Source organism: Bacillus sp. FMQ74, from assembly GCF_001875785.1.
Lineage (GTDB): Bacteria > Bacillota > Bacilli > Bacillales > Bacillaceae > Bacillus > Bacillus stercoris.
Window position 1 is genome coordinate 229,810 of the sequence record NZ_MOEO01000001.1, and the last position, 15,548, is coordinate 245,357.

Below are 15,548 nucleotides of genomic sequence, written 5' to 3' on the forward strand. Positions count from 1 at the left end.
AACAAAAAAGGACAGCCTGACATGTGAGGCTGTCCTTTTTTACAGCTGAAAGGAGTGAAAGGAAATGATGTACCTGCTTGCTGTTTTGTGCCCGCCGCTTGCTGTTTTGTTTTCGGGAAAACCGTTTCAGGCCTTGCTGAATCTCATATTGACCTGTATCTTTTGGCTGCCGGGCGCGATTCACGCCTGCTTTATCGTCGCCGACCGCCGTGCCGAAAAACGGGCAAGAAGATAATATGGAAAAATGAGGGCCCAGGCATGGTATAATGGTCGTAAAAAAACAGCAGGGAGAGCACTATGAAAAAGAAATTGCTTGCATTCGCGCTTTGTACTGTCGCGTATGCGGCCCTGTTTGCGTACTCTGTGCACTCAGAGCAAAAAATAGACACAAGCGAGATGACGGATGTCAGCCGCCTGATGCCTGTGAAAATAAAGCAGACGGTGAAAGGGCAGGAAGAGGAAACGCTCCTTGACACAGTCAAAGAAGCAAATCGAAAAAACATAAAAATTTCAATCGCCGGGGCACAGCACTCTATGGGCGGCCATACATATTATGAGGACGGCATCGTTCTCGACATGACAGGCTACAACAAAATCCTGTCACTCGATAAAGAGAAGAAAACCATCAGAGTGCAAAGTGGTGCAACGTGGAATGACATCCAGAAATACGTGAATCCATACGGACTCGCGGTAAAAGTCATGCAGTCACAAAATATCTTTACAATTGGCGGCTCTCTCAGCGCTAATGCCCACGGACGTGATATCCGCTACGGCTCGCTGATTGATACAGTCAAATCATTTCGGCTTTTAAAAGCCGATGGGACAATTATCACCGTCACTCCAAAAGACGAGTTGTTCACGGCAGTCATCGGAGGATACGGTCTTTTTGGCGTGATTCTCGATGTAACGCTTGAATTGATGGATGACGAGCTGTATGTCATGCAGACTGAAAAAATGAATTACAGCGCATACGCAGACTATTTTACAAAGCACGTAAAAGGAAATCCAGAAGTCCGAATGCATCTGGCGCGAATATCAACAGCGAAAAAAGGATTTCTGAAAGACATGTATGTCACGAATTACGTATTGGCTGATCAACAGAATCAGCTGACTTCATACAGCGATCTCAAAGAAGATGAGTATACGGGAGCCACAAAGTTTGCACTCGGTTTGTCAAGGCGGTATGAATGGGGCAGGAATTGGCTGTGGGGCACGCAGCAATCCTATTTCCTAAGCCAAAACGGCACAGAGATCTCACGCAATAATGTCATGCGGTCCGAATCAAAATTTCTTGAGTATGAAAACAATGACAACACAGATGTTCTGCAAGAATACTTTGTGCCCGTGAAGGAGTATGCGGCTTATATTGACGACCTAAGACAAATGCTGTCGGGCGAAGATCTCAACCTGCTGAACATTACGATCCGCTACGTGCAGAAAAATGAAAAGGCCGACCTTTCCTATGCGAAGGATGATATGTTTTCGCTCGTGCTATTAATAAACGAGGGCTTTTCAAAAGAAGACCAGGCAGATACTGCCCGAATCATCAGGCGCATGACAGACGTTGCCATCAAGCACGGCGGCAGCTATTATCTGCCTTATATGACCTACCAGACAAAAGCGCAAATGAGACAGGCATATCCGAAAAGCGAAGCGTTTTTTCAGAAAAAACGAATCTATGACCCGGATGAACGCTTTATGAATTACTTTTATCAGAGGTATAAATAATGGGGAAAAACAAATTAAAATGGCTGACATTATCACAAAGCAGCGTGTTTTTCGCAAGCAGCTTAATCTTTCCGTTTTATATACTGTTTGTGAAAAATATCGGCTCAAGCTACACACAGTTCGGTTTTTCCTACGGATTGTTCGGGTTGAGCGGCGCGCTCATTTATCCGCTCCTCGGGCGGCTGTCTGAAAGGTTTGACAGCCGTTATTTTCTGCTTGCGAACTCTTGGGGGATGGCTGTTCTGCTTTTATATGTCCCGCATATTGGAAGCGTCGTTCACGTGTATATCGTCCAAGTGCTGTTAGGGCTCTTTGGAGCGATGCAAAAGCATGGAGAAAAAGTGCTGATCGCTGATTTTACAGACAGCGGAGAGCGTGGAAAGAAGATTGGGAATTACCATTTTTGGACAGCTGTCTTTTCAGCAGCAGCCATTATGCTCGGGGGTTTTCTCGCTGACTTTTTCACAGTGCAAATGATTTTTTATGCAAGCTCTATTCTATATTTTTTGAGTGGATTAATGATGATGAAAACAGGCTGACGGGTCAGCCTGTTTTTTTATGCAGCTGAAAAGGGGCGTCATATCAACGTTTTTCGGTGGAGTTATGTTGATTTTTTTGAGAGTAATTTCCATTGAACAGAAAATTTATAAATGAATAAAAATATTAAATATACGATTGAATTAATTTTTATTCATGTTATAATGTTAAATAATTTCACAAAGACCAAGAGGGTGAACTTGTTTTGAAAATAGGAATTGTAGGTGCTACAGGGTATGGAGGCACCGAACTTGTCAGGATTCTCTCGCATCATCCTCATGCAGAGGAATGCATACTATATTCATCCAGTGGAGAAGGAAATGTCTATAGCGAGGTTTATCCTCATCTTATCGGCTTAGCGGATCAGAGGCTGAAGCCGATTGATATGAATACGATCAAACACGAAATAGATATCATGTTTCTTGCTGCACCGCCCGGAGTATCAAGTGAATTGACTCCGAAGCTGGCGGATGCGGGAATTCCGGTTATTGACCTGTCAGGTGATCTGAGAATACAAGAGCCCGCTGAATATGAAAAATGGTATAAACGGACAGCGGCACCGAAGGCGGTGATTCAAGAGGCGGTATACGGTCTGGCAGAACTGAATCAAAAGCAAATTCAACAGGCGAAACTCATTGCTAATCCAGGTTGTTTTCCAACAGCTGTTTTGCTTGGCCTCGCGCCTTTGGCTCAAAAGAAACTGCTCGATGAATCTTTCGTTATCGTTGACGCGAAGACCGGGGTTTCCGGAGCGGGAAGAAAAGCATCCATGGGAACTCATTTTTCTGAGCTGAACGACAATTTTAAAATTTATAAAGTAAATGAACATCAGCACACGCCGGAAATTGAACAGGCGCTGCATGAATGGCAGCCAGGTCTCGGGCCCATTACATTTTCGGCCCACTTGGTTCCTATGACAAGGGGCATCATGGCGACGATGTATACGCAATTAACCTGTGATTTATCAACAGAGGATCTGCATAGCTTATATTCGGAATTTTACCAAGATTCATATTTTGTGAGAGTGAGGCCAAAAGGCCATTATCCGCAAACGAAGGAAGTGTACGGCAGCAATTTCTGTGATATCGCCGTGACCCTCGACGAGAGAACAAACAGAGTCACGATTGTCTCGGTAATCGATAATTTAATGAAGGGTGCCGCCGGTCAGGCAGTGCAAAACTTTAATTTGATGAATGGCTGGAATGAAGAGACCGGTCTCGCCATCACGCCAATTTATCCATAGAACGGGAGAGAATCGAACCATGATTCAGTTAAGTGAAGATCAAATTGTAAAAGTAACAGGTGATGTGTCCTCGCCAAAAGGATTTCAGGCAAAGGGCGTGCATTGCGGACTGCGCTACTCGAAAAAAGACCTCGGCGTCATTATCAGCGAGGCACCGGCCGTAAGTGCAGCGGTTTATACCCAAAGCCACTTCCAGGCTGCGCCGATCAAAGTGACACAAGACAGCTTAAAGCACGGACCGGCACTGAAAGCCGTCATCGTCAACAGCGCCATTGCCAACGCCTGCACGGGAGAACAGGGACTAAAAGACGCATACACAATGCGGGAGAGCTTTGCTTCACAGCTTGGCATACAGCCGGAGCTTGTCGCTGTTTCTTCAACGGGCGTCATCGGCGAACATTTAGACATGGAAAAAATTCAGGCGGGGATCGAGCTGCTGAAAGAAACACCTGCGGGATCAGGAGATTTTGAAGAAGCGATTTTAACAACCGATACGGTGATTAAGCAGACATGTTATGAGCTGGCAATCGGCGGCAAAATAGTCACGATTGGCGGAGCGGCTAAAGGCTCAGGGATGATACACCCGAACATGGCCACGATGCTGGGATTTGTGACAACTGACGCGGCAATCGAAGAAAAAGCGCTGCAAAAGGCGCTTCGGGAAATCACTGACGTTTCATTTAACCAAATTACAGTTGACGGAGAAACATCTACGAACGACATGGTATTGGTTATGGCGAATGGCTGCGCCGAAAACGAGTGTCTGACAGAAGATCATCCAGACTGGCCAGTCTTTAAAAAAGCGCTCTTGCTCACTTGTGAGGATCTGGCTAAAGAGATTGCCAGAGACGGAGAAGGCGCGACAAAACTAATTGAAGCCCAAGTACAAGGAGCGAAAAACAATCTTGATGCAAACGTCATTGCTAAAAAAATTGTCGGCTCGAATCTTGTGAAAACGGCAGTATATGGAACAGATGCCAACTGGGGGCGGATCATTGGAGCCATCGGACACTCCGCAGCTCAAGTGACTGCAGAAGAAGTAGAGGTTTATCTTGGGGGCCAATGCCTGTTTAAGAATAATGAGCCTCAGCCATTCTCTGAATCTCTCGCCAAGGAATACCTTGAAGGAGATGAAATCACCATTGTCATCAAGATGGATGAAGGGGACGGGAACGGAAGAGCGTGGGGCTGTGACCTGACCTATGACTATATCAAAATTAACGCGAGCTATCGCACGTAATAAAGGGGAGCATTATGAAGAAAACAATCGTCTTTAAATGCGGGGGAAGTGTCATCCGTGAGCTGTCGGAGGAATTTTTTCAAAATCTGAAAGAGCTGACGGCGTCAGGCTGGAAACTGGCGATCGTACATGGCGGCGGCCCGGAAATCACAAATATGCTGAAGCGGTTAAATATCAAAACAGAGTTTTCAGGCGGACAGCGGAAAACAACGAAGCCGGTGCTGGAAGTGGCGGAAATGGTTTTATCAGGTTCTGTCAATAAATTTTTCGTTGCAGAGCTTGCCAAACATGGACTGCGAGCCGCAGGGATTTCTGGTAAGGACGGAGGTCTTTTGGAGGCTGATTATCTAGATCCTGAAACATACGGAGAAGTCGGAGAAATCAAAAAAGTCGACGCGTCCATGGTGAACGCGCTGATGGAAAAGGACATCATCCCCGTTATTGCGCCGCTGTCTATGACAAGCGACTGCAAAACGCTGAATGTAAATGCCGATCTGGCTGCCTCAGCAGTTGCCGGAGCACTTGAAGCCGATAAGCTGATGTTCGTCACAGATGTCGATGGAATCATGAAGGAAAAGCAGCGTCTGAACGTCCTGACCCCTGAAGAGATTCAGACGCTAATCGAGCAGGAAGTGATCACAGGAGGGATGATCCCGAAGGTCAATTCAGCCTTGTCAGCTTTATCAGATCAGGTGTCTGAAGTCATGATCGTAAACGGAAAAGGATCATTCTTCGCAGAACAAACCTTTCAAGGGACAAAAATCGTCAAAGCAAAGGAGGCTGTTTCATGAGCAGCTTGTTTCAAACCTACGGCCGCTGGGATATTGACATTAAAAAAGCAAAGGGAACGCATGTTGAGGATCAGAACGGTAAAACGTACCTCGATTTCATTCAGGGGATTGCGGTATCAAATCTAGGCCACTGCCATGAAGCGGTGACAGAAGCAGTCAAAAAACAGCTCGACAGCGTATGGCACGTATCCAACCTATTTCAGAACAGTCTCCAAGAGCAAGCGGCACAGAAGCTGGCGGAACACAGTGCGGGTGATCTCGTCTTTTTCTGCAACAGCGGTGCGGAGGCGAATGAAGGTGCGATAAAGCTAGCCCGAAAAGCAACTGGAAAAACAAAAATCATCACTTTTCTTCAGTCTTTCCATGGCCGCACGTATGCAGGGATGGCTGCGACCGGACAGGACAAAATCAAAACAGGCTTCGGCCCAATGCTGGAAGGCTTTCACTATCTGCCATACAATGATCCTTCTGTTTTTGAAGCTTTTGGGGAGAAAGACGATATTGCCGCGGTGATGCTTGAAACAGTGCAGGGAGAAGGCGGAGTCAATCCGGCGAGTGCTGAATTTTTAACAGCCGTTCAGTCATTTTGCAAGGAAAAAGAGGCCCTTCTGATTGTTGATGAGATTCAGACCGGCATCGGACGGACGGGAAAGGGCTTCGCATATGAGCACTTCGGACTCTCACCGGATATCATCACAGCCGCAAAAGGATTGGGAAACGGCTTTCCAGTTGGCGCTGTCATTGGAAAAAAACAGCTTGGAGAAGCGTTTACCCCTGGTTCTCACGGAACGACCTTCGGAGGAAATATGCTGGCGATGGCTGCTGTGAATGCCACATTGCAAATTGTATTCCAGCCTGACTTTCTGCAAGAGGCTGCTGACAAAGGAGCATTTTTAAAAGAACAGCTTGAGGCTGAGCTAAAGAGCCCTTTTGTTAAACAAATCCGCGGTAAAGGATTAATGCTTGGAATTGAGTGTGATGGCCCGGTTGCTGGCATTATTGCAGAATTGCAAACATTAGGCTTGCTTGTATTGCCGGCCGGCCCGAACGTGATTCGTCTGCTGCCGCCGCTCACCGTGACTAAGGATGAAGTAGCAGAAGCTGTCAGCAAGCTGAGACAGGCAATCACTCATCATACTGCTGTAAACCGGTGATTTTTTTTCGATATAAAAGTATAAAAATTCATTTTTATAATTAATTATTCATCGAGAGGTGGGCTGTTAGATGGAAGGTTATTTAGTGTTAGAAGATGGGACATCGTTCAGCGGCGAGCTGGACGGTCATGAAAACTGCACGGGAGAAGCTGTTTTTTTCACAGGAATGACAGGCTACCAGGAAGTGCTGACAGATCCATCATATAAGGGACAGATTATTGTATTTACCTACCCGCTGATTGGCAACTACGGCATTAATGAAAAGGATTTTGAAAGCAAGAAACCGCAAGTAAAAGCCGCGGTTGTCTATGAGGCGTGTGATCACTTTTCTCATCATGAAGCGGTATACAGCCTCAAGGAGTATTTACAGAAATGGAACGTTCCGCTGTTGACCCATGTTGATACAAGGGCTGTCGTGAAAAAAATCCGGGCAAACGGGACGATGGGTGCGACAGTCACAGCCTCCAAAGAAGGAGCTGAGATTGCCCTCCAACCAGAGAATGTGGCAGAGCAGGCTTCCGCACAGGAAATCAGCACATTTGGCGACGGGAATAAACATATCGCCCTTATCGATTTCGGCTATAAAAAGTCAATCGCGTCATCACTTGTCAAACGAGGCTACAAGGTCACCGTGGTGCCATACAAGCAAATGGAGGCGGTATACACCCTCAAACCTGATGGCATTGTGCTATCGAACGGCCCTGGAGATCCGAAAGCCATTCTTCCATATCTAGGAAAAATCAAAAGCATCATCAGCCGCTTTCCGACTCTCGGCATTTGTCTCGGACATCAGCTGATCGCGCTCGCATTCGGAGGGAATACATTCAAGCTGCCATTCGGACACAGGGGAGCAAATCATCCGGTCATCGACCGTGAAACGAAACGGGTCTTTATGACAAGCCAAAACCACAGCTATGTGGTTGATGAACAGTCGATTAATGAAGAAGAGCTCACGATCAGATTTCATCATGTCAATGATACGTCAGTTGAAGGGCTTGCCCATAAAAAACTGCCTGTCATGAGTGTTCAATTCCACCCGGAAGCCCATCCCGGACCGGCGGAAAGCGAATGGATTTTTGATGATTATCTAAAGAATGTGATACCAGCAAGGAGAGAAATTGCGCATGCCTAAAGACACCAGTATTTCAAGCATATTAGTAATCGGATCGGGCCCGATCATCATCGGGCAGGCGGCCGAATTTGATTATTCAGGAACTCAAGGGTGCATCGCGCTGAAGGAGGAGGGCTATCGGGTCATTCTCGTCAACAGCAATCCGGCGACAATTATGACCGATGAAGCCTTCGCTGATGAGATTTATTTTGAGCCTCTGACAGCAGAAAGCCTGACAGCCATCATTAAGAAAGAACAGCCTGATGGACTTCTTGCCAATTTAGGCGGCCAGACCGCATTGAATTTAGCGGTGGAGCTTGAAGAAACGGGTGTTTTAAAGGAGCACGGCGTCAAGCTTCTCGGCACATCCGTTGAAACGATACAAAAAGGAGAAGACCGGGAAAAATTCCGTTCGTTAATGAATGAATTGAAACAGCCCGTGCCGGAGAGTGAAATTGTTGATAACGAGGCCGATGCCCTCCATTTTGCGGAATCCATCGGTTTTCCCGTTATTATCAGACCTGCTTACACATTAGGCGGAAAGGGCGGAGGAATCGCCCCTGATAAAGAAGCCTTTACAGCTATGATTAAACAGGCGTTATTAGCAAGCCCGATCAATCAATGCCTTGTCGAAAAAAGCATTGCGGGCTTTAAAGAAATTGAATATGAAGTCATGCGTGACGGCAATAACACATGCATTACCGTCTGCAATATGGAAAATATCGATCCGGTCGGTGTGCATACAGGTGACTCTATCGTTGTGGCGCCTTCGCAAACATTGACAGATGAAGACTATCAAATGCTGCGGACGGCTAGTCTGACCATCATTTCAGCACTTGATGTCGTAGGCGGCTGCAACATCCAATTCGCGCTTGATCCATTCAGCAAGCAATATTACGTCATCGAAGTGAATCCGCGTGTCAGCCGGTCATCGGCTCTCGCATCTAAAGCGACCGGTTATCCGATTGCGAAGATGGCTGCTAAACTGGCAGTCGGATACACACTTGACGAGCTGAAAAATCCGCTCACAGGCTCAACTTACGCAAGCTTTGAACCGGCACTGGACTATGTGATCGTCAAATTTCCGCGCTGGCCGTTTGATAAATTCAAAAACGCAGACCGCAAGCTCGGCACAAAAATGAAAGCCACCGGTGAAGTGATGGCGATTGAACGGAATTTAGAAGCGGCAATACAGAAGGCAGCCGCGTCCCTTGAATTAAAAAATATCGGCACACACCTTCCAGAGCTCAGCGGCTTGTCAATTGATGCGCTATGGGAGTTGGCAGTCACTCCGGATGACCGCAGATTTTTCGTTGTCATGGAGCTGTTGAGCCGCAGCGTGACGATTGATGACATTCATGTGAAAACAAAAATTGATCCGTTTTTCCTGCATACCTTTAACAACATCATCAAATTGGAAAACCGCTTAATGGACGCAGGGAGCGATCTTTCTTTTGAATTATTGAAAAAAGCAAAGGAAAAGGGGTTCTCAGACGCAACGATTGCCTCACTGATCGGCAAAACAGAAGAAGAGGTGCGCGCGCTTCGCAAGGAGATGGGCATTACACCTTCCTTCAAAATTGTCGATACATGCGCGGCTGAGTTTGATGCGAAAACAAACTATTTTTACTCCACATATTTCGGAGAGACCGATGGAGATATCAGCCGCAAAGAGAAAAAACGCGCGCTGATTATTGGATCAGGCCCGATTCGGATCGGCCAAGGCGTTGAATTTGATTACAGTGCGGTTCACGGCGTGCTGACACTGCAAGAGCTTGGGTTCGAAACCATCATGATTAACAATAATCCGGAAACGGTCAGCACAGATTATGAAATTGCGGATCGCCTGTATTTTGAACCGATGACAACGGAGCATATTGTAAACGTGGCGGAGCAGGAGAATATTGATTTTGCAATCGTGCAATTCGGCGGCCAAACTGCAATCAATGCTGCTGAAGCACTTGAAAAAGCCGGCATTACCCTTCTCGGCACTTCGTTTGAAACGCTCGATGTGTTAGAGGATCGTGATCAGTTCTATCAGCTTCTTGATGAACTAGGATTGAAGCACGCAAAAGGAGAAATTGCCTATACAAAAGAAGAAGCCGCTTCAAAAGCCAATGAGATTGGCTATCCGGTGTTAATTCGTCCATCTTACGTTATCGGCGGAATGGGCATGATCATTGTTGACTCGCAAGACCAGCTTTCTCAGCTGCTGAGTGATGAGGACAGCATGCCTTACCCCATTTTAATTGATCAGTATGTGTCTGGAAAAGAAGTTGAAATTGATTTGATTTCCGACGGGGAGGATGTCTTTATCCCGACCTATACCGAGCATATTGAACGGGCCGGCGTCCATTCGGGAGACAGCTTTGCCATCCTTCCCGGACCATCGATCACAAGCGGGCTGCAGCAGGGCATGAAAGAGGCCGCGCAAAAAATTGCCCGAAAACTTTCATTTAAAGGCATCATGAACATCCAATTTGTGATCGACAATGGAAACATACTCGTACTTGAAGTGAATCCGAGAGCGAGCCGCACGGTTCCGGTCGTCAGCAAAGTAATGGGCGTGCCGATGATTCCGCTTGCCACACGTCTGCTGGCGGGTGCGTCCTTAAAAGATCTAAACCCGGCAGTTCAAAATCATCATGGAGTTGCCGTGAAGTTCCCTGTTTTTTCTTCTCATGCGATCCAGGATGTGGATGTCAAGCTTGGGCCGGAAATGAAATCAACGGGAGAAGGCATGTGTGTCGCATATGATTCTAACAGCGCCTTGAAAAAAATCTATACAAGTGTCTGGAATCAAAAAGGAAGCATATATTTGCAAAACGGTCCGGAAGATGTGAAGGAATTAGCAGAAAACGCCGGTTTTACCGTTCATGAAGGGACATTTTCCTCTTGGATGGAACAGGAAGGAAAATCGCTCCACATCAATCTGAGCGGTTCTGAAGAAGCACGCAAAGAACGTCTGGAAGCCATGACGCACGGCATCACCGTCTTTACAGAAGAAGAAACCGTGCGGGCGTTTTTACAAAGCGGTTCAGGCCATCCGCAGCCTGTATCTCTCAAAGATCTCTATAAAAAGGAAGTGGCATCATGCATACAGTGACGCAAACCAGTTTATACGGAAAAGATTTATTAACGTTAAAAGATCTTAGTCAACAGGATATAAACGCCTTGCTTGCAGAAGCCGGTGAGCTGAAACAAAACAAAATCCAGCCTATTTTCCATGGCAAAACCTTGGCGATGATTTTTGAAAAATCATCAACGCGGACCCGTGTTTCATTTGAAGCGGGCATGGCGCAGCTGGGCGGGAACGCCCTCTTCCTAAGCCAGAAAGATCTGCAGCTGGGGCGCGGTGAGACTGTCGCTGATACGGCAAAAGTGCTGTCGGGCTATGTGGATGCCATCATGATCCGGACCTTTGAACATGAAAAGGTGGAGGAGCTTGCCAGAGAAGCTGACATTCCGGTGATCAATGGACTGACGGATAAATACCACCCATGCCAGGCGCTCGCGGATCTCTTGACGATTAAGGAGATAAAAGGAAAGCTTAAAGGCGTAAAAGTCGCATACATCGGTGACGGAAATAACGTGGCGCACTCCTTGATGATCGGCTGCGCGAAAATGGGCTGTGATATCTCAATCGCTTCGCCAAAGGGATATGACGTGTTAGATGAAGCAGCTGAAGCGGCAAAGAAATATGCGCTTCAATCCGGCTCTTCTATCACGCTGACAGATGATCCGATTGAAGCTGTAAAAGACGCGGACGTGATTTATTCTGATGTGTTTACAAGCATGGGGCAGGAAGCGGAAGAGCAAGAACGTCTTGCTGTCTTTGCGCCTTATCAGGTGAATGCGGCGCTGGTCAGCCATGCCAAGCCTGACTATACATTTTTACATTGTCTCCCTGCGCATCGCGAGGAAGAAGTGACTGCGGAGATTATTGACGGGCCGAATTCTGCAGTGTTCCAGCAGGCGGAAAATCGTCTTCATGTGCAAAAAGCACTGCTGAAGGCCATTTTATACAATGGGGAATCATCAAAAAACTGCTGAGCCCAACTCAGCAGTTTTTTTGATGGCAACATATTCACAGCCGCTTAGGCGCATACTACAGCAAAAAGGAAAAGGAGGAAAAACTGTGGGACAGCAGCATCAATTCCGGCCCGGACAGAAAGCGCCTAATAACGGTATCTATGTAGAGATCGGCGAGACAGGGAGCATGGTGAAAAACCCTCAAAAGGTCCATCTGTCAGCAGGGGAAATGTTTCCCGAAACATCAAATCACAACCGGCTGTGGACATATAAAAGAAAGCCGTGACCACTAAAAAACCCAAAACAATAAATGTTTTGGGTTTTTGGCTTCTTAATGCTGGCTTGCATTTTTGTTCATAGGCATGATTTCTGCTAAAACCATGATTAAGACATACAGTACAACAGCAATGACAGATGATGTTTTGAAATTATATGTAGCGCTGTTCATGCTTGCAATCAAGTAGCATGCCATATGTGATAAAAGGAACGTCCAAATAAAGGCAATAATATATCGCACGTTTCCACCTCGTCCTTCTCATTCTATTCTAAAAGTTATCATACCATACAAAAAGCGAAGGGGGAATCCAATTTTAGCAGAAAGTGAGGTGACAAAAGAGTCTGATTCGTCACACTTTAATGGTAAAATATAAAAAACGTCAATCAGTGTAATAGCCAAAAATGTAAAAGGCTAGGACTTTACCTTATTCGTTTCTTTTCTATTTACATAAGATAGCGTGAGATGAAGTGTGAAAGGAGGCGGGCAAGCGATGGGAATAACGGAAAGATACTTTCAACTGGGAACGGAGCATAATGTCATTCATCTGCCCTATCGCCCGAACGGCTTCGGCATCTTTATCTTAGGAGACAGAACCCACTTTGTCGGGGATGATTCAAGCTTTTGGCTGCAGCATTACGGCAGAAATCAGCTTCTGAATATGTTGAGGAATGAAGGATATACTCTTTTTAACAGCAATCTGTTCGGAAGGCATTGGGGGGCGGAAAAAGCAGTCACCTATGCTAAACAGCTGATCCATTCCGTGCTGAAGCAGGAAATCCTCAATCCGAAGATTCATATTTTAGCAGAAGGCATGGGTGCTCTCGTGGCCGATGAACTGCTTCGTTTTTCCCCGGATCATATCCGCTCAGCCGCAATGTTGAATCCTTGTCTCGATCTTCAGGCACATTATGAATCAGAAAAAGAAAATAAATTTTTCTATAAGCAATTTTTGAAAGAAGTCTCGAAAAGCTACGGAATTTCTGAAAAAGAAGCGGAAGCGCTTCGTTACAAAACAATTCAAAGCTATCCGAGCGGCGTTCCGGTTCATATATGGCAGCGTATGACCGGAGCTCCGTATCCCTACAGCGTACATGCGGAAGCTTTCAAGGAAAAACAGCAAAAGCAAGGCTCACCGGTCGACATGACATTTCATTTATTTGAGCATCCGAGCAGAATTTATGCATCAATCTGCAAATTCTTTCATAGTCATGAAAAAGAATTATAGAGAATATAATGACAACAGCCTTCTCTTTTGCGGAGGCTGTTTTGTTTTGGGAAATGAAAAACCGGAAGGGCGGCAGATGCAATGGAATCAACGCTGATTGTAGGTGCGGACGAATTTTTCGGCCTTTCATTATGTGAGCGAATGATGGATGAAGGCATACATGTTGACGTTATTCTGGCAGAAACAGAAGATAAAATGAGACAAATGTACTTAGAAGAAAGACTCATGTGGCTTGGGAGAAATGAACTCTTTCGCCAGCTTGAACGCATTGGAGATCAAAAGTATGATACAATTTGTATCCAGTTTGGAGTTTTTTTGCCTTTGGACCAATATGATTCTTCTTATATTTTAGTATATGAACAAGACCGTAAAGAATGGGAGAAGCGTGAAAAAACAGGCTCGGAAAAAGCCGTGATCCTGCCGAAAATGTATGGGCCATGGAAAGAAGAAACAGAGGAAGACGGCTATTACACAGACGATGTGGCTGACGAGTTGCTGAAATTCCTGTTAGAACAAGGCCGTCATAGCAAAGATCAGCTTTTTGAATTACAAGTATCAGAGAAAACCTCAAAAGAAGAAGCAAAAACAAAAATTAACGAGTGGAAAAGACAATTTTCATCAATTTTCGACAAATATTAAGAAAAACCTTCCATGTTTCGAGTTTTCTAGATACAATAAACGTATAAAAATAATACATGTTATAGCTTGTCAAAAGGAGTTGAACATGACTTGATCACAAGGCTTGTCATGATCTTTTCTGTCCTCCTTTTATTGAGTGGATGTGGACAAACTCCGTTCAAAGGAAAAATTGAGAAGGTCGGCATGCTCTTTCCTGATACGATTAATGACCTCGTATGGGGCACAAAAGGGTATAAAGGATTACTGAATATACAATCCAAATACAATGTGGACGTCTATTATAAAGAAGGCGTTAAAACAGAAGAAGATATCATAAATGCGATTGAGGATTTTCATAAAAGGGGCGTCAATCTGCTCTACGGCCATGGGAGTGAATATGCTGAGGTGTTTAACTTGGTCGGCGAAGATTATCCAGATATGGAATTCGTCATTTCCAATGCGAAAGCGAAAGCTGATAATGTAACGAGTGTCCATTTCAGCGGGGAAGCAATGGGCTTTTTTGGAGGAATGACTGCTGCCCATATGTCGAAAACGAATCAGGTCGGTGTCATTGCTTCCTTTACGTGGCAGCCTGAGGTTGACGGTTTTATCAAAGGGGCTAAGTATGAAAATCCGGATATAGAGGTAAATACGAAATATACGGATCATTGGGACGATGATACAACAGCAGTAAAGCTTTATCAGAAAATGAAGAACGAAGGCGCGGATGTTGTGTATCCCGCTGGAGACGGGTATAATGTTCCTGTTATTCAGCAAATCAAAAAAGACGGTCTTTATGCCATCGGCTACGTCACAGATCAATCGGACCTGGGCGAAAATACCGTATTAACCAGCACGGTGCAAAATGTGGACAAGGCCTATGAAATCATTGCTGAGCAATTCAACAAAGGCACCCTTGAAGGCGGCGATCATTACTACGACCTGAATACGGGAGTAGTCGAGATGGGAACATTCAGCCCGCTCGTTGATCAAGACTTTCAGCAAAGAATCGCCAAGCTGATCAAAACGTACAACAAAACAGGCGAGCTGCCAAAAAACGAGTAATGGAGTGACGTCACATGCAGCACGAAAAATCACTTGAATTCTTGCAAATTGCCATGAAATATCTCCCTGAAGCGAAAGAACAGCTTGAGAAATCAGGCATTGAGCTGTCAATGGAGGCCATACAGCCGTTTATGAATCTATTTACAACGGTAATGGCGGAAGCTTACGAGCTTGGCAAGTCTGATGCTAAATCTGAAACCGAATAAAAAGAAGCCACTTTTGCGAAAGTGGCTTTTCACATGATTTTCTTTTTAATAGCGGTGATCATGGGCGCAAGCTCCTTTAGAGCGGGCTTGATTTGATCAAGAGAGTTCATAATTGAACCGATTTGGTCCATAATATGCATGTAATGATTCGTCTCTTCGTCGTTTGTCTGAGAAACCTGAGAAACCTCCTCTTGCTGTTCCTCCTTCTCTTCTGTTGGTTTTGCGGAATCACCGAACATCATTCTTGAAAACACATCCAACTGCATACGCCTCCTTTCTATATACAATACTCTATGAGTAAGTTGAACTGATAGTTTAGAC

The 15,548-nt window shown here is 45.5% G+C and carries 17 protein-coding genes; 15 read left to right on the plus strand and 2 right to left on the minus strand.

Annotated features, from left to right (window positions below; all coding sequences use genetic code 11):
- Positions 1-64: 64 nt before the first annotated feature.
- From BLL41_RS01200 to BLL41_RS01250, 11 genes are all read left to right on the plus strand, one after another.
- A complete protein-coding gene (locus BLL41_RS01200) occupies positions 65-235 on the plus strand; it encodes a YqaE/Pmp3 family membrane protein (RefSeq protein ID WP_003232996.1) in 171 nt (56 codons plus the stop codon).
- A gap of 62 nt (positions 236-297) precedes the next feature.
- A complete protein-coding gene (locus tag BLL41_RS01205; RefSeq protein WP_071576497.1) occupies positions 298-1,728 on the plus strand; it encodes an FAD-binding oxidoreductase in 1,431 nt (476 codons plus the stop codon).
- Positions 1,728-2,267, plus strand: coding sequence for an MFS transporter (locus BLL41_RS01210; RefSeq protein ID WP_014663507.1), 540 nt, complete (start codon positions 1,728-1,730; stop codon positions 2,265-2,267). The genes BLL41_RS01205 and BLL41_RS01210 overlap by 1 nt, the downstream gene beginning before the upstream one ends.
- 203 nt (positions 2,268-2,470) lie before the next feature.
- Positions 2,471-3,508, plus strand: coding sequence for an N-acetyl-gamma-glutamyl-phosphate reductase (gene argC, locus BLL41_RS01215; protein WP_071576498.1), 1,038 nt, complete (start codon positions 2,471-2,473; stop codon positions 3,506-3,508).
- Between the two features lie 19 nt (positions 3,509-3,527).
- On the plus strand, positions 3,528-4,748 hold the full coding sequence (gene argJ / locus BLL41_RS01220; protein ID WP_071576499.1) for a bifunctional ornithine acetyltransferase/N-acetylglutamate synthase: 1,221 nt from the start codon (positions 3,528-3,530) through the stop codon (positions 4,746-4,748).
- A 14-nt stretch (positions 4,749-4,762) separates the two neighbouring features.
- Positions 4,763-5,539, plus strand: coding sequence for an acetylglutamate kinase (gene argB / locus BLL41_RS01225; RefSeq protein WP_071576500.1), 777 nt, complete (start codon positions 4,763-4,765; stop codon positions 5,537-5,539).
- A complete protein-coding gene (locus BLL41_RS01230) occupies positions 5,536-6,693 on the plus strand; it encodes an acetylornithine transaminase (protein WP_071576501.1) in 1,158 nt (385 codons plus the stop codon). The genes argB and BLL41_RS01230 overlap by 4 nt, the downstream gene beginning before the upstream one ends.
- Positions 6,694-6,763: 70 nt before the next feature.
- Positions 6,764-7,825 (plus strand): carbamoyl phosphate synthase small subunit, encoded by a 1,062-nt coding sequence (locus BLL41_RS01235; RefSeq protein WP_071576502.1) that lies wholly within the window; start codon positions 6,764-6,766, stop codon positions 7,823-7,825.
- Entirely contained in the window at positions 7,818-10,910 is a 3,093-nt protein-coding gene (locus BLL41_RS01240; RefSeq protein ID WP_071576503.1) for a carbamoyl-phosphate synthase (glutamine-hydrolyzing) large subunit, read from the plus strand. The genes BLL41_RS01235 and BLL41_RS01240 overlap by 8 nt, the downstream gene beginning before the upstream one ends.
- Positions 10,898-11,857 (plus strand): ornithine carbamoyltransferase, encoded by a 960-nt coding sequence (gene argF, locus BLL41_RS01245; protein WP_071576504.1) that lies wholly within the window; start codon positions 10,898-10,900, stop codon positions 11,855-11,857. The genes BLL41_RS01240 and argF overlap by 13 nt, the downstream gene beginning before the upstream one ends.
- Positions 11,858-11,942: 85 nt before the next feature.
- Positions 11,943-12,122: a YjzC family protein gene (locus tag BLL41_RS01250; protein WP_071576917.1), complete on the plus strand. Its 180-nt coding sequence runs from the start codon at positions 11,943-11,945 to the stop codon at positions 12,120-12,122.
- Between the two features lie 45 nt (positions 12,123-12,167).
- Here BLL41_RS01250 and BLL41_RS01255 read toward each other — a convergent pair whose 3' ends face one another.
- On the minus strand, positions 12,168-12,353 hold the full coding sequence (locus tag BLL41_RS01255) for a YjzD family protein (protein WP_071576505.1): 186 nt from the start codon (positions 12,351-12,353) through the stop codon (positions 12,168-12,170).
- 250 nt (positions 12,354-12,603) lie between these two features.
- Here BLL41_RS01255 and BLL41_RS01260 point away from each other — a divergent pair, with 250 nt between their 5' ends.
- From BLL41_RS01260 to comZ, 4 genes are all read left to right on the plus strand, one after another.
- A complete protein-coding gene (locus BLL41_RS01260; RefSeq protein WP_071576506.1) occupies positions 12,604-13,338 on the plus strand; it encodes a hypothetical protein in 735 nt (244 codons plus the stop codon).
- 81 nt (positions 13,339-13,419) lie between these two features.
- Positions 13,420-13,977, plus strand: a complete 558-nt coding sequence (locus BLL41_RS01265) for a hypothetical protein (RefSeq protein ID WP_071576507.1) — start codon at positions 13,420-13,422, stop codon at positions 13,975-13,977.
- A 90-nt stretch (positions 13,978-14,067) separates the two neighbouring features.
- On the plus strand, positions 14,068-15,021 hold the full coding sequence (gene med / locus BLL41_RS01270) for a transcriptional regulator Med (protein ID WP_003245494.1): 954 nt from the start codon (positions 14,068-14,070) through the stop codon (positions 15,019-15,021).
- Positions 15,022-15,035: 14 nt separating this feature from the next.
- Positions 15,036-15,227, plus strand: a complete 192-nt coding sequence (gene comZ / locus BLL41_RS01275; RefSeq protein ID WP_003224559.1) for a ComG operon transcriptional repressor ComZ — start codon at positions 15,036-15,038, stop codon at positions 15,225-15,227.
- A 29-nt stretch (positions 15,228-15,256) separates the two neighbouring features.
- Here comZ and yjzB read toward each other — a convergent pair whose 3' ends face one another.
- Positions 15,257-15,493, minus strand: a complete 237-nt coding sequence (gene yjzB, locus BLL41_RS01280; protein ID WP_083427893.1) for a spore coat protein YjzB — start codon at positions 15,491-15,493, stop codon at positions 15,257-15,259.
- Positions 15,494-15,548 lie beyond the last annotated feature (55 nt).

Coding starts and splice junctions, on each gene's coding strand:
- BLL41_RS01200 (WP_003232996.1), top strand. CDS start 65: ATGATGTACCTGCTTGCTGTTTTGTGCCCGCCGCTTGCTGTTTTGTTT.
- BLL41_RS01205 (WP_071576497.1), top strand. CDS start 298: ATGAAAAAGAAATTGCTTGCATTCGCGCTTTGTACTGTCGCGTATGCG.
- BLL41_RS01210 (WP_014663507.1), top strand. CDS start 1,728: ATGGGGAAAAACAAATTAAAATGGCTGACATTATCACAAAGCAGCGTG.
- argJ (WP_071576499.1), top strand. CDS start 3,528: ATGATTCAGTTAAGTGAAGATCAAATTGTAAAAGTAACAGGTGATGTG.
- argB (WP_071576500.1), top strand. CDS start 4,763: ATGAAGAAAACAATCGTCTTTAAATGCGGGGGAAGTGTCATCCGTGAG.
- BLL41_RS01230 (WP_071576501.1), top strand. CDS start 5,536: ATGAGCAGCTTGTTTCAAACCTACGGCCGCTGGGATATTGACATTAAA.
- BLL41_RS01235 (WP_071576502.1), top strand. CDS start 6,764: ATGGAAGGTTATTTAGTGTTAGAAGATGGGACATCGTTCAGCGGCGAG.
- BLL41_RS01240 (WP_071576503.1), top strand. CDS start 7,818: ATGCCTAAAGACACCAGTATTTCAAGCATATTAGTAATCGGATCGGGC.
- argF (WP_071576504.1), top strand. CDS start 10,898: ATGCATACAGTGACGCAAACCAGTTTATACGGAAAAGATTTATTAACG.
- BLL41_RS01260 (WP_071576506.1), top strand. CDS start 12,604: ATGGGAATAACGGAAAGATACTTTCAACTGGGAACGGAGCATAATGTC.
- BLL41_RS01265 (WP_071576507.1), top strand. CDS start 13,420: ATGGAATCAACGCTGATTGTAGGTGCGGACGAATTTTTCGGCCTTTCA.
- comZ (WP_003224559.1), top strand. CDS start 15,036: ATGCAGCACGAAAAATCACTTGAATTCTTGCAAATTGCCATGAAATAT.
- yjzB (WP_083427893.1), bottom strand. CDS start 15,493: ATGCAGTTGGATGTGTTTTCAAGAATGATGTTCGGTGATTCCGCAAAA.